Source organism: Streptomyces sp. NPDC059477, assembly GCF_042749375.1.
Classification (GTDB): domain Bacteria; phylum Actinomycetota; class Actinomycetes; order Streptomycetales; family Streptomycetaceae; genus Streptomyces.
In genome coordinates this window covers 68,058-82,113 of sequence record NZ_JBHYUG010000021.1, presented here as the reverse complement: position 1 = coordinate 82,113, position 14,056 = coordinate 68,058, and the positions used below count along the sequence as shown (strand labels likewise).

General features: G+C 72.7%; 12 protein-coding genes. 11 read left to right on the top strand and 1 reads right to left on the bottom strand.

Going from position 1 to position 14,056, the window contains the following annotated elements; genetic code table 11:
* Positions 1-313 precede the first annotated feature (313 nt).
* From ACFXAZ_RS14015 to ACFXAZ_RS13965, 11 genes are all read left to right on the top strand, one after another.
* On the top strand, positions 314-1,147 hold the full coding sequence (locus tag ACFXAZ_RS14015) for an IclR family transcriptional regulator (protein ID WP_384589352.1): 834 nt from the start codon (positions 314-316) through the stop codon (positions 1,145-1,147).
* Positions 1,148-1,437: 290 nt separating this feature from the next.
* Positions 1,438-2,208: an aspartate/glutamate racemase family protein gene (locus ACFXAZ_RS14010; protein ID WP_384589349.1), complete on the top strand. Its 771-nt coding sequence runs from the start codon at positions 1,438-1,440 to the stop codon at positions 2,206-2,208.
* 107 nt (positions 2,209-2,315) lie between these two features.
* On the top strand, positions 2,316-3,299 hold the full coding sequence (locus ACFXAZ_RS14005) for a membrane dipeptidase (RefSeq protein WP_384589345.1): 984 nt from the start codon (positions 2,316-2,318) through the stop codon (positions 3,297-3,299).
* Positions 3,300-3,314: 15 nt separating this feature from the next.
* Positions 3,315-4,955 carry a phytoene desaturase family protein gene (locus ACFXAZ_RS14000; RefSeq protein ID WP_384589342.1) on the top strand — a complete coding sequence of 547 codons (1,641 nt, stop codon included), beginning with the start codon at positions 3,315-3,317 and terminating at the stop codon, positions 4,953-4,955.
* Positions 4,956-5,144: 189 nt separating this feature from the next.
* Entirely contained in the window at positions 5,145-6,887 is a 1,743-nt protein-coding gene (locus tag ACFXAZ_RS13995; protein WP_384589339.1) for an ABC transporter substrate-binding protein, read from the top strand.
* Positions 6,888-6,900: 13 nt separating this feature from the next.
* Complete coding sequence (locus ACFXAZ_RS13990) at positions 6,901-7,968, top strand: ABC transporter permease (RefSeq protein WP_384589336.1); 1,068 nt, start codon at positions 6,901-6,903, stop codon at positions 7,966-7,968.
* A complete protein-coding gene (locus tag ACFXAZ_RS13985; protein ID WP_384589333.1) occupies positions 7,962-8,912 on the top strand; it encodes an ABC transporter permease in 951 nt (316 codons plus the stop codon). The genes ACFXAZ_RS13990 and ACFXAZ_RS13985 overlap by 7 nt, the downstream gene beginning before the upstream one ends.
* A gap of 14 nt (positions 8,913-8,926) precedes the next feature.
* Positions 8,927-9,961, top strand: coding sequence for an ABC transporter ATP-binding protein (locus ACFXAZ_RS13980; RefSeq protein WP_384589330.1), 1,035 nt, complete (start codon positions 8,927-8,929; stop codon positions 9,959-9,961).
* The gene (locus ACFXAZ_RS13975; RefSeq protein ID WP_384589327.1) at positions 9,958-11,067 is read left to right on the top strand and encodes an ABC transporter ATP-binding protein; all 1,110 of its coding nucleotides are present in this window, start codon (positions 9,958-9,960) and stop codon (positions 11,065-11,067) included. The genes ACFXAZ_RS13980 and ACFXAZ_RS13975 overlap by 4 nt, the downstream gene beginning before the upstream one ends.
* Positions 11,064-12,578: an aldehyde dehydrogenase family protein gene (locus ACFXAZ_RS13970; RefSeq protein ID WP_384589324.1), complete on the top strand. Its 1,515-nt coding sequence runs from the start codon at positions 11,064-11,066 to the stop codon at positions 12,576-12,578. The genes ACFXAZ_RS13975 and ACFXAZ_RS13970 overlap by 4 nt, the downstream gene beginning before the upstream one ends.
* Positions 12,579-12,641: 63 nt before the next feature.
* On the top strand, positions 12,642-12,971 hold the full coding sequence (locus ACFXAZ_RS13965; protein ID WP_384589321.1) for a muconolactone Delta-isomerase: 330 nt from the start codon (positions 12,642-12,644) through the stop codon (positions 12,969-12,971).
* 15 nt (positions 12,972-12,986) lie between these two features.
* Here the strand turns inward: ACFXAZ_RS13965 and ACFXAZ_RS13960 are convergent, their stop codons facing one another.
* The gene (locus tag ACFXAZ_RS13960) at positions 12,987-13,718 is read right to left on the bottom strand and encodes a DUF4232 domain-containing protein (protein WP_384589319.1); all 732 of its coding nucleotides are present in this window, start codon (positions 13,716-13,718) and stop codon (positions 12,987-12,989) included.
* Positions 13,719-14,056: the final 338 nt, after the last annotated feature.

Genomic DNA, 14,056 nt, shown 5'->3' with positions numbered 1-14,056 from the left:
GGGGGGGGGGGGGCCTGCCCCCCGGCGGCCTCTCGCGCGGGCTTTCTCGCACCCTCGCGGGGGGGGGGGGGGGGGGGCGCCCCCCCCCCCCGCGCCCCCCCCCCCCCCCGCGTCCGCAGTCGCGGTACGAACCTCGGCCCCGCCCACCCCCGCCCGTATCCCGCCCGCCCCGGCCGCTGTTGCCCCCCGCCGGAGTGCCTGTGTGATACTGCCGTTTCGGTGAATCACGGAGCCGGCGTACCACCCGCGTCCGCCACCGCGGCGCACCCGGTCGTGTTCCTGACCCTGCTCATGAGGGAGATTGCCGCGTTCCATGGCGACTGCACCTGATTCCGCGGCCCCCACCGGGGCGGGCTCTCAGCCCGTCGGTCCCGACGACGACCGGCCCGGCGCCGGTACGCGGCCGGTGGGCACCGTGCAGATCGTCGATCACGCCATCCAGGTGCTCAAGGCCATCGCCGAGGCGGACCGGCCGCGCGGTGTCCGGGAACTGAGCCGCGACCTCGGCATCAGCAAGAGTTCGGTGCAGCGCATCCTCGCCTCCCTGGAGCGTGAGGGGCTCGCCGTCGCCGACGAGGGCACGCGCAAGTACGTCATCGGACCCGCCGCCCTCACCCTCGCCTGGAAGCACACCGCCAACAGCGACCTCGTCGGCGCCTCCTCGGCCACCGCTTCCCGCATCGCGGCCCTGACCGGGGAGACGGCGTGCGTCTCCACGGTCGTCGACGGGCGCCGGGTCACCGTCTACGAGGCGGAGAGCCCCCAGCCGCTGCGGCTGATCACCGGCGTGGGCCGTCCCTACTCCCTCTTCTCCGGCGCCACCGGCCGCGTGCTGCTGTCGATGCTGCCCCCCGAGCAGCTCGGCCAACTGGTGCGGGAGCACACGGCCGCCGACGCCGACGCCGAGTCTCTCCTCCTCGGCCGGATCGACGGGGCACGTCAGCAGGGGTACGCCATCAGCCGCGAGGAGTGGATCCCGGGCGGCTGCGGGGTGGCCGTCCCCATCGGGACACAGGGCCGCGTCGTCGCCGCGCTGAGCATCTACGGTCCCCAGGCCCGCCTGACCGACGAGCGCACGGCCGAACTCGTCCCCGTGCTGCGGGCCGCCGCCGCGGAGATCACCGTCCGCTGGCGGCAGCCGGTCTGAGCGGCGCGTAGGCCCACCGGCCACCGGTCGCCAACTCCTGGCCACCGGCCGCCGGCTACCCGCTACCCCCACCCCGGGGGTAGCGGGCTTTTCGCGTTCAGTGCGGTCCCGGCGACCCACCCATGGCCAGAACGCACCCCCCATATGGCGTGTTCAGCGCTTCCCCTCCACCCCATTGACCTGTCTCCACCGTCGTGGGTACGTTGTCCCAACCGATCTGGTCCACTGTCCCAGATTCGGATTCGGGCCGCCGGAGAGTGCGGTGGCCGTACCAGAAAGAGAGATTTCGTATGCTACTCGGCTGGCGTGCCCGTATTGGGCAGATACGTCCCGCGACGGCGATCGAGGGCGCCGAGGAATGGCGTTCCGTCGCCCCGACCGGCGTGGCCTTCGCCGACGCGCGGACCATCGTCCCCCGGGTCGACGCCGACGGGCTGAAGACGATGATGGCGCAGGTCCTGGAGGCATCGCGGCAGCTCGCCACCGCCAAGGTCGACCTCATCGTCCAGTGCGGTGCCCCCGGCACCTTCATCCCCGGGCCGGGCACCGACGAGAAGGTCACCGACGAGATCACCGCGGAAACCGGAATCCCCGCCATCACCATGATGCAGGCCCAGGTGGACGCCCTGCGCGCGGTCGGCGCGAGGTCCGTCGCCGTCGGCAGCATCTACACCGACGAGGTCAATGACGCACTGCGCGACTACCTCATCGCCGTCGGCTTCGAGGTCCCGGTCATCGAGGGGCTCCAGATCACCGACCCGTACGAGGCCAGCGTCCACGACGCCGACAGCGCCTACCGGCTCGGCCGCAGCCTGCACCGGGCCGCCCCGGACGCCGACGCCCTGCTGATCTCCTGCGGCACCTTCCGGACCTTCGAGGTGCTGCCCTACCTGGAGATGGACACCGGTCTGCCCGTCGTCACCAGCAACCAGGCGTCCCTGTGGCGGGCCCTGCGCCACCTCGGTCTGCGGGACGAGATCCCGGCGCTCGGCCGACTCGGCCAGATCCATCAGATCGACCAGATCGACCAGGTCGGTCAGGCCGGTCAGGCCGCGGGCTGATGAGCGCTCACCCCGAACCCGGCGCCGAACCCGGCGCCGGACCTGGCCCCGGACCTGGCTCCGAACCTGGCCCCGGCCCCGACTCCGACCCCAAGGAGACCGCCCCCGTGCTCGTCGACGCCCTGCAATTCGTCAAGCCCTCCCGCCCCCGCTTCGAGGAGTGGCACACCGCCGGCATCACCGCGATCCACGCCACGGTGGCCATCTGGGAGGACTCCACCGAGACCATGCGCGAGGTGGGCCGCTGGCAGCGGCTGCTGGCCGAGCACGCCGACCTGCTGCGCGAGGGCCGCTCCGCCGACGACATCCGCCGGGCCGGGGAGGAGGGACGTACCGCGGTCGTCCTCGGCTTCCAGAACAGCAGTCCCTTCGAGGACGACCTCGACCTCGTGGGCGCCTTCCACCAGGCCGGGGTGCGGATCGCCCAGCTCACCTACAACACCCAGAACTCCGCCGGAGCCGGCTGCTGGGAGGGCGAGGACGCCGGACTCTCCCGCACCTACGGGCGCAATCTCATCCGCGAGATGAACCAGGTCGGCATGCTCGTCGACATCTCGCACTGCAACGAACGCACCTCCCTGGAGGCCATCGAGGCCTCGGAGCGGCCCGTCGCCGTCACCCACGCCAACCCTCGCGCGTTCGTCGGCGAGGACGTCGAACTGGCCCTGCGGAACAAGTCCGACACCGTCCTCAAGCAGACCGCCGAGTCGGGCGGCGTGGTCGGGCTGAGCATGTACCCGAGGATCGCCCCCGACGGCGTCGACTGCACCGTGGACCGCTTCTGCGACATGGTCGCCTACACCGCCGAACTCATCGGCGTCGACCACGTCGGACTGGGCTCCGACTACTACGCCGGCCAGGGCGACGAGGAACTGCACTGGTGGCGCCAGGGCCGGTGGAGCCGCAGCCCGATGGTGCCGATCTCCGGCCCGGTCGAGTTCCCGGACTGGTTCGCCGCCGGGCGCGGCTACGGGACCGTACGCGAGCGGCTGCTCGACCGGGGCTTCACGGCCACCGAGGTCGAGCGGATGTCCGGCGGCAACTGGGTGGACCTGTTCGAGGACGCCTTCACCGCCGCCCCCCGTACCTGAGAGGCACGGCACCACATGAGACGCCCACAGCCCAGCCGTCACCACTACGACGCGGTGATCGTCGGCGGCGGCCACAACGGACTGGTGACCGCCGCCTATCTCGGGCGCGCGGGGCTGCGGGTGGCCCTGCTGGAGTCCCGGCCGGGACTCGGCGGCCCCTGCGGCGCGTACGAGTTCCTGCCCGGCCGCCGGCTGGCCTTCACCAACTCGCCCGGCTCCCTCAACCCGGCCGTCGTCGCCGAACTCGAACTCGCCCGGCACGGCCTGCGGTTCGTCAGGGTCGACCCGACCGTGGTCCACCGCTTCGACGAGGGCTGCTTCATCGGCTGGCGCGACCCCGCCCGCGTCGACGCCCAACTCGACGCCTTCGCCCCCGGCGAGGCGGCCCGCTACCGCGGACTGATCGGCGGCCTGGAGCGGCTGGGCGCCCGGCTCGGGGTCCATCTGGACCGCACACCGCCCGCCCTCGACGTACTGAAGAAACGATTGACCGGGGCCGCGGACCGACGGCTGTTCGAGCTGGTCTTCGAGGGCGGTCTCACCGCGCTCCTCGATGCCCACCTGGTCTCCGACCGGGCGAAGGCGCTGCTCATGCTGCTCGCGCTCAACGCGCAGCTCGTCCCGCCGTCCACGCCGGGCACGGCCGTGGGGCTGATGATGCGGCCCTTCGCGCTCGCCGCCACCGCCGCGGGGAGCCCGTACGCCGGGAGCCCCGACGGTGCCGAACGCCTCGCCCTGCGCGGCTCCACCGGCCTGCCCGTCGGCTCGATGAGCGCCATCGTCGACGCCCTGGAGAGCGCCTGCCGGGCGCACGGCGTGCGGGTGCGCACCGGCACCCCGGTGGCACGGGTCCTGCACGGCCCCGACGGGGTACGCGGTGTGGTCACCCCCACCGGCGAGGAGTTCCTGGCCCCGCGCGTGATCTCCACCGTCAACCCCCACCATCTCTTCCGTGACCTCCTCGACGCGGAGGCGATGGACCCCGGCATCGGGGACGCCGTCCTCGCGACACCGATGCGCGGCTCCGCCTTCAAGGTGGTCCTGGAGGTCGACTCGCTCCCGTCCTACGCGGGACTGCCGGACGACGCCGACCCCGAGGCGGTACGCGCCTGCCAGTTCCGGTTCGGGTCCGCGCCCAAGACCATCGAGGCGGCGATCTCCGCCGCGCTGGAAGGCCGTACCGGTGACGAGATCCTGATGTGGGGACTCACCCCCACCCTCACCTCGCCCGGACTCACCCCCGGCACCACCCACCTGATCAGCCTGAACGCCTGGCACGCGCCCTACCGGCCGCACGACGGCCCCTGGGACACCGCGCGGACCGAGCGTTTCGGCCGGCGCTGCGTCGAGCAGCTGGGCCTGCTGATGCCGGGCATCGCCGACCGGATCGTGGACCACCGCTTCATGAACCCGGTGGAGATGGAACGCGAACTCGGCCTGGCCGGAAGCAACATCACCCACGGCGACATGCTCCCGGCCGGTCTCTTCGGCGCCCGCCCGCACCCCGCCCTCGCCGGTTACCGGACCCCGCTGCCCGGCTTCTACGTCAGCGGCAGCGGCACCTGGCCCGGCGGATACGTCACCGGCACCCCCGGCAGAAACGCCGCCACGACGGTACTGCGCGACCTCGGACAGGAACGGGGGGTGCGCCCATGACACCCCGGAAACAGGGCGCGGCACGCAGGACACCCGCACGCATGACACCCGCACGCACGGCACCTGTGCGTACGACACCCGCAAGCACGGCACCTGTGCGCACCACACCCAGGCGCACAACACCCGCGCCCCTCACCCCCCGCACACACAGACCGCACCCATGAGACTCCCCGAACAAAGGCCGCACTCATGAGGCTCACCCACCCACCCGGGTCACCACCGGGCCCACCCGCCGCGCCCCGTCCGCCGCGCGCACCGCGCGCACCGCGCGCACCGCGCGCAGGCGTCCGCGTCACCCTGCGCCGCACCGCCGGCACCCTGCTCGCCGGCGCCCTGCTGCTCACCGGCTGTGCCTCGCCGCCGAGCTTCGGACGCGACCCGGACACCCTGGTCATCGGCGCCGAGGGCGAGATACCCGTACTCGATCCGCAGCGCCTCTCCGGCACCGTGGGGCTGCGGGTCGTGGACGCGCTCTTCGACCCCCTCATCCGGGAGGACCTCGGCACCAGGACCGACCGGGCGCCCGAGCTGCGCCCCGGCCTCGCCACCTCCTGGGAGGCGTCCCCGGACGCCCTCACCTACACCCTCGGCCTGCGCACCGGCGTCACCTTCGCCGACGGCACCCGCTTCGACGCCGACGCCGTCAAGCTCAACTTCGACCGGATCAGCGACGAGAAGTCCCCGGTGTACGACGCCACCGCCGCCGGCAACATGAAGTTCCTCACCCGCTGGATCGAACGCGTCGAGGTCCGCGGACCGCACACCGTCGCCCTGCGGCTCACCAAGCCGTACGCCGGTCTGCCCCGCGTGCTCACCGACCGGCGGATGTCCCTCATCAGCCCGGCGGTGCTGCGCGCCCACGACCCCGACGAAGTGGGGCTGCACCCCGTCGGCACCGGGCCCTACCGGCAGCGGGCCGCCGACCACGGCAAGCGGGTCGAGCTGACCCGCAACCCGGACTACTGGGGCGGTGTGCCGAAGACCGGGTCCATCATCGTGGAGTCGGTCAGCGACCCGACCACGCTGGCCATCGCCGCCCAGACCGGCGAGGTCGACGCGATCCTCAGCGCGGGCGCCCAGCAGGTACGCCAGCTCGCCGGGCAGGGCACCATGACGGTCCAGTACCCGGAGCCCGCCAACCAGTACTTCCTGCGGCTCAACACCCGTACCGCCCCCACGGACAACGCCGTCTTCCGGCAGGCGCTCAACCACGCCGTGGACCGGGAGGCCATCGCCACCCTCACCGCCGACCAGGTCACCCCGTCGCACGGCCCGCTGCCCCGCGGCAACGAGGCGTACCAGCAGGACCCACAAGGCCAGCAGGACCAGCCGGACCAGCTTGACCAGGGGAGCGCCACGGACGACGGCCGCTACGCCCACGACCCCGCCCTGGCCAGACGCCTGATCGCCGAGAGCGGCGTACCCACCCCCGTACGGCTGCGTCTGCTCGCGCCCGACAGCGGGCCCGGCTTCTCCCAGGCCACCGAGATCATGTCGCTGATCCAGCAGGACCTCAAAGCGGTCGGTGTGCGGTTGGAGGTCCAGTACATGGAGTTCGCCTCGCTCGTCGCCGAGGAGGGCGCCGGATACAAGGACGGCGTCCACGGCTCCTTCAACGGCTGGACCACCGGCGCCGACGCCGGTGACTTCCTGGAGCGGATGTTCAGCGGGGACCTGCATCCCCCCGACGGCGTGAACCGCGGCTGGTACCGCAACCCGGCCGTCGACGCCCTGCTCGACCGGGCCCGCGCCGAACCCCGGGAGACGACCCGGATGGAGCTGTACCGCCGGGCGGCGGACACCATCGCCGCCGACGCGCCCTGGGTCTTCCTCTACCAGGACCGGCTGCCCCGGCTGCTCAGCCGCAAGGTCGAGGGCGTCGTCGCGGCACCGTCCGTCTACATCGACTACACCACCATCCGCCGCCGGTGAGGAGGTTCCTGCCATGAAGGCCACTGTGCCCACCGCACCCGCTGCGGCACCCGCTCCCGTACCACCCCCCGCTTCACGGGCCGCCGCCCGTGTCACCCTGCGCCAATTGCTGCGCGCGGCCCGCGGCGGCAACACCACGGCGGTCATCGGCGGCGCCATCGTCGCCGTCACCGTCCTGGTCGCGCTGCTCGCCCCCTGGATCGCCCCCGCCGACCCGCTCGCCACCGACCCGGCGGCCATCGGTCTGGGCCCCTTCAGCAGCGGCCATCCGCTGGGCACCGACGAGGTCGGCCGGGACATCCTCAGCCGGCTGATGCACGGCAGCAGGCTCGCCCTGCTGGTCGCGGTCGTGCCCACCCTGATCGCCCTGCTGATCGGCGGACTGCTCGGCCTGGTCTCCGGCTACGTCGGCGGCTGGCTGGACAGCGTCCTGATGCGTTTCTTCGACGTGATGTTCTCCTTCCCCGGCATCCTGCTCGCCCTCGGCATCGGGGTCGCCCTCGGGCCCGGACTGACCTCCATGGTGATCGCCATGGTCGTGGTCACCGTCCCCGAGTTCGGCCGGATCGTGCGCGGCAGCGTCGTGTCCCTGCGGCAGGAGCAGTACGTGGAGGCCGCCGGGGTCCTGGGCTACGGGCACCGCCGGATCGCCCTGCGGCACATCGTGCCCAACCTGCTCGGCGGGCTGGTCGTCTTCGCCACCCTCCAGACCGGCCGGAACGTCATCCTCGGCTCCAGCCTCGCCTTCCTCGGCCTCGGCGCCCAGCCGCCCGCGCCCGACTGGGGCCAGATGCTCAGCGGCGGCCGGGCCCTGCTGGTCACCTCGCCCCATGTGGCGACCATCCCCGGCCTGGTGATCGTCGTCCTGGCCATCGGCTTCAACCTGCTCGGCGACGGCGTACGGGACCGGCTCGACCCGCGCAGCCGGACCGGCCGCCCCGGGCGCAAGGGCCGGCTGCGCGCCGCGCTCGGCGGGGGTACCGGTGGAGCGGCCCCGGCCTCCGTCCCCGCCCCGGCTTCCGCTGCGGCTTCGGCCCCCGCCCGCCCGGTCAGGAACAGCCCAGGAGACACACCATGCTGACCTTCACCCTGCGCCGGGCGCTCCAGATGATCCCCGTCGTCCTCGGGGTGACCATCGCCACCTTCGGGCTCGGCCAGATCATCCCCGGGGACCAGGCGACCGCCCTGCTCGGCCCCACCTCCTCCGAGGAGGACCGGCAGGCGCTGCGCGCGGACCTCGGGCTCGACGAGCCCGCCATCTCCCGCTACTTCACCTACCTCGGCAATCTGCTCGGCGGCGATCTCGGCCGCTCGCTCTCCTTCGGCCGCCCCGTCTCGGAGGTGCTCTCCGACCGGCTCCTGAACACCTTCCTGCTCTCCGGCACCGCGATCGTGGTCGCGGCCCTCGCCGGGGTGGCGATCGGCACCTGGGCCGCCATGAAGCCGGGCTCCGCGCGGGACCGGGGGCTGACGGTCGGTGTGCTGTTCCTCAACTCCGTGCCGTCGTTCTGGTTCGGCCTCGTACTGATCGTCGTCTTCTCGCTCCAGCTGCGGATGCTCCCCGCGACCGGCATGACCTCCATCGGCGGGGGCGGCGGAGCCCTGGACGTCGCCGCGCACATGGTGCTGCCGGTGATCACCCTGTCGGCGTGGTCGCTGGCGGTGATCGCCCGGATGACCCGGTCGGCGGTGCTGGAGGTGATCGGCAACGACTATGTCCGCACCGCCCGTTCCCGGGGCATCGGCGAGCTGCGGGTCATCACCCGGCATGTGCTGCCCAACGCGATGCCCTCGGTCGTCACCGTGATCGGACTCCAGGCCGGGTTCCTGCTCAGCGGGGCGGTGCTCACCGAGACGGTGTTCTCCTGGCCCGGCATCGGCCTGGCGCTCCATCAGGCCATCTCCAGCCGGGACATCCCTCTCGTCCAGGGCGGAATCCTGATGATCGCCGTCGCCTTCGTCCTCATCAACTTCCTGGTCGATGTGGTGCAGGCGTACTTCAACCCCAAGATCAAGCTCGCGTAGCGGGAGGCACCAGCGTGTCCGTTCTCGAAGTGGAACACCTCCGGGTCGCCTACCCGGACCGCGCCGGCTCACCATCGGGCCCCTCGCCCGGTGCGAGCTCCGTGGAGACCGTCAGGGACGTGTCCTTCAGCGTCGCCGAGGGCGAGGCCCTCGGGGTCGTCGGCGAATCGGGGTGCGGCAAGAGCCAGACCATGCTGGCCGTGCTCGGCCTGCTCGGGCACGAGGGCGCCGAGGTCCATGGCCGGATCGCCTTCGAGGGGCGGGACCTGACCCGGCTCGGACGGCGGCAGTTGCGGCAGGTCCGGGGCAGCGGCATCGCGCTCGTCTCCCAGGACGCGCTCTCCGCGCTCAACCCGGCCATGACCATCGGCGCCCAGATGGCCGAACCCCTCGTCCGCTACGACGGACACAACCGCCGCCGGGCCAAGGACAAGTGCGCGGAACTGCTCGACCTGGTCGGCATCCCCGGCCCCCGCGACCGGCTCGGCAACTACCCGCACGAACTGTCCGGCGGGATGCGCCAGCGCGTCCTCATCGCCATGGCGGTCAGCCGTGAACCCCGGCTGCTGATCGCCGACGAACCCACCACCGCCCTGGACGTCACCATCCAGTCCCAGGTCCTCGGCCTGATCGACCGCCTCCGCCGCGAACTGCGGATGGCCCTGGTCCTGATCACCCACGACCTGGGGGTCGTCGCCGGGGTCACCGACCGGATCGCGGTCATGTACGGCGGCCGGATCGTCGAGACCGCCCCCACCACCGCCCTCTTCGACGCCCCCGGCCATCCCTACACCCGCGCCCTGATGGCCGCCGTCCCCCGCCTGGACCGCCAGGTCGACCGCCTCCCCGCCATCCCCGGTTTCCCGCCCCATCCGGCGGACCCACCCCCCGGCTGCGCCTTCCAGCCCCGCTGCACGATGGCCCGCCCCGAGTGCGGCGACGCCGTACCCGAACTCCTCCACCCACCCGGCGCGCACCCCGAGCACACGGTCCGCTGCCCCCATCCGGCACCGGCCGGCGAACCGCACACCGAGAGGGTGCCCGCATGAGCACGGAGACGGCCCCGGCCATCGACCCGACCTCCACCACCCCGCCCGACGCGGTGACGGTGACGGACCTCCAGGTCCACTTCCCCCTGCGCACCGGGGTACTGCGCCGGGTGACCGGCAGCGCCCGCGCGGTGGACGGCGTCTCCTTCACGGTGCCCGCGCGCAGCATCGTCACCATCGTCGGCGAGAGCGGCAGCGGCAAGACCACCACCGGACGGGCCCTGGTGGGCCTGTCCCCGGTCGTCGCCGGAGAGATCCTGATCGAGGGCCGCCCGCTGGCCGGGCTGCGCGCCGACAGGTCGCTGCCCCGGGTCGCCCAGATCGTCCACCAGGACCCGTACGCGAGCCTCAACCCGCGGATGACCATCGGGGCGATGATCCGCGAGGTCGTCCAGGTCCACCGCACGGTCCCCCGGGAGCAGGCGGGCGAACGGGCCGCGCAACTGCTCGCCCAGGTCGGTCTCGCCCCCGAACTGGCGGACCGCCACCCGCACGAACTGTCCGGCGGACAGCGCCAGCGTGCCGCCATCGCGCGGGCGCTCGCGGTCGAGCCCCGGTTCATCGTCTGCGACGAGATCGTCTCGGCCCTCGACGTCAGTGTGCAGGGCCAGATCGTCAATCTCCTCAAGGATCTGCGCCGGGACAGCGAGGTGAGTTTCCTCTTCATCTCCCACGACATGAGCGTGGTCCGGCACATCTCCGACCGGGTCGTCGTGATGTACGGGGGCCGGATCATGGAGAGCGGGCCGTGCGCCGAGGTCTTCGCCTCGCCCCGCCATCCGTACACCCACTCCCTGCTCGCCGCCGTCCCGGTGCCCGACCCGAGAGCCCCGTTGCCGGGGGCCGGTACCCGGTCGCGCGCCGAGCCCCCGGACCCGGCCGACCCGCCGCCCGGCTGCCGCTTCCAGCGGGCGTGCCCCTTCGCCACCGAGCTGTGCCGCACCGAGCCGCCGCCGACCACGCAGGTGGCCGGACCCGGCACCCGTACGGACCGGTCCGGCCCCCCTGACCACCCCGATCACCCCGCCCACACCATCGCCTGCCATCACCACGACGAGCCCGCCGTACGCGCCGCGCTCAGCACCGAGAGGACCGCACACCCATGACCTCGCCCACCACCGGGGCCACCACCAGGCCCGCCACCCGGGCCGGCACACCCCTGCCGGTGTGGACCTCGTTCATCGGCGACCGCGCGACGCCCCCCGCCGGCACCGAGGTCCCCCTCCTGGACCCGGCCACGGGCGCCCACTGGGCCACGGCCCACCAGGACCCCGAGGCGGTGACCGAGGCGGTGGCGGCGGCCCGTACGGCACTGCGCACCTGGTCGGCCCTTCCGCAGCACACCCGGGCCGACCTCCTCCACCGCCTGGGCGACGTCCTCGCCGCCCACGGCGACGAACTCGCGGCCCTGGAGACCCGGGCCAACGGCAAACCCCTCGCGGCGACCCGGGCGGAGGTTGCCGCACTGGTCCGCTGGTACCGCTACTTCGCGGCGGTCGCGGAGACCCTGGAGGACCGTTCCCGCACCCTGAGCGCGAGCGCCAGCGCGGTGATCCGCCAGGAACCGCTGGGGGTGGTCGCCGCGCTGACCCCCTTCAACGGCGCGCTGTCCCTGGGCTCCTGGAAGCTGGCCCCGGCGCTGGCCGCGGGCAACACGGTCATCCTCAAGCCCCCGCCCCAGGCACCGGCCTCCTCCGTCCGGCTCGCCGAACTCGCGCTGGAGGCGGGGTTCCCGCCGGGCGTCGTCACCACCGTCATCGGCGGGGCCGCGGAGGCACGGTTGCTGACCGAGCACCCGGACGTCGCCATGGTCACCTTCACCGGCAGCACCGCGGTCGCCCGGGAGATCGGAGCGCGGGCCGCGTCCCGGATGAAACGCTTCGTGTGCGAGGCGGGCGGCAAGTCGGCCCATGTCGTCTTCGCCGACGCCGACCTGGACGCGGCCGTGGCCGCCGCCCGCCAGGGCGCCTTCTCCGCCGCGGGCCAGACCTGCGTGGCCGGCTCCCGGCTCCTGGTCCAGGACGAGGTGTACGAGGAGTTCCTGACCCGCTTCGCCCGGTCCGTGGACCGGCTCCGGGTGGGCGACCCGCGCGACCCGGACACCCAGATCGGCCCGCTGGCCTCGGCGGCGGCGCTGACCCGGGTCGAGTCCTATGTGTCCGACGCGGTACGGGCGGGCGCCCGCGCCCTGACCGGCGCCCGCCGCCCCGAGCCGGCCGGCGGCACGGAGGGCGGCTACTGGTACCTGCCGACGGTACTGGCCGACGTACGCCCCGACATGGCGGTGTGCCGGGAGGAGATCTTCGGCCCCGTCGTCACCGTGCAGCCCTTCGGCACGGAGGACGAGGCGGTGGCCGTGGCCAACTCTCTGGAGTACGGCCTGGCCGCGGGCCTGTGGACCCGTGACGCGTCCCGCGCGCACCGTCTCACCGCCCGCCTGGACGCCGGGGTCGTCTGGGTGAACACCTACCGCCTCCTGCACTGGTCCGTCCCCTTCGGCGGCCACAAACAGTCGGGCCTGGGCCGCGAGAACGGCGTCGAGGCCGTCCAGGAATTTCTCCAGACCAAGTCGGTCATCACGGAGTACGGCATCCCGGCGGACCCGTTCGGCGACTAGCCGGACCGGCGGAACCGAACCGTACCCAGCACACCGCGCGAACTAAGGAACCCGGAAAGAACGATGGAATTCCTCGTCAACATCCAGATCGCCTGGCCTCATGACATGGACCCGGCTCACAAGGACGCGGTCTCCACCGCCGAGCGCGCCCACGCCGCCGATCTGGCCGCGTCGGGTCATCTCGTCCGTATGTGGCGGGTACCCGGCCGGATGGAGAACTGGGGCCTGTGGCAGGCGCCCGACGCCACCGAACTGCACGCCATCATCTCCTCCCTCCCGGTCTGGCCCTGGATGACCGTCACGGTCCACCCCCTCGCCGTCCACCCGGTCGATCCACGGCCGCCGGTACCGGTGGGGACGGCTGCGCGACGCGTGCACGCGGAGTCGTCCTGACCCCGGCGGGTCCGGTCAGCCGAAGGGGACGGCGTCGGCGGGGTCGGTGTGCCAGTTGGTGACGATGGGGTCCTCGACGGTGATGGTGCCGACGGGCAGGGAGACGGGGTTGGGGTCGTCGTCGCCGACGCCGACGATGATGAAGTCGAGTTCCTTGCCGGTGTCGGTGTTGGTGGTCTTGGGGTTCACACCGGCGTAGGCGGTGGTGTCGCCGCTGAGTTCGATCTGGGGCCCGGCGGCCTGTTCGGCGGGGCCGGCCTGGGTGCCGTCGGAGCCGAAGGCGACGGTCGGCAGACCGGCGGGCAGATAGCAGCTGATCCCGTCCTTGGCCTGGGCGATGACGAGGATGTAGCCACCGGCCTGGCTCTCGGAACGGGTGCTCCAGGAAATGTCATTGGCACCGCAGACCTGCCCGACACCATCGCCGCCGTCGGCGTACTCGGCGTCCCCGGTACCCCCGGCCTCCTCTGCCTCCTGTGCCTCCTCGACGGGCACGCGCTCGCCGTCGCCGAGGTCGGCACCCGAGCCGGGCGCGTCGTCGCTTCCGTCACCGGTGACGCCGGAGCCCTGGTCACCGGCCTGGTCCTTGTCCTGGCCGCCGTCGTTGGGGGTGGACGCGTTGCCCACGGGGACGGCGGCGGGGTCCTGCGCGGCACCGGTGTCCGAGTTCTGGCAGGCGGTCATCATCAGGGCGCCGCTCACGAGGGCCGCGGACAGAAGGAGGGCCTTGCGACGGTTGCCGGACATGAATTCCCCCAGGGAGATCGGTGATCGGTGATCGGTCATCAGTGCTTGCTCGATGACTATGAGGGGACAACGGGCCAGGAAGATCCCCCGCCTTCGTTCCAGGACAACGCTGTCACCGCCCGGTGACATCCGTGACAGCGGATGGCCCAAGCAGAACGGTTTCCCTGGTGAATCTCGGAGCGGGGGAACGCGGACAGAAGACGGATGGCAGTGCCATCGGCAGATGCATAGCCCCATGGGTGACCCTGACGCACTGTCCGTCCTCGCCCCCCCTTGCCCCTCTCTGCCCTCCCCGCCGTCCCCTCCCGACCCGGAGCCCCCCGTGGCCGAAAGTGAAT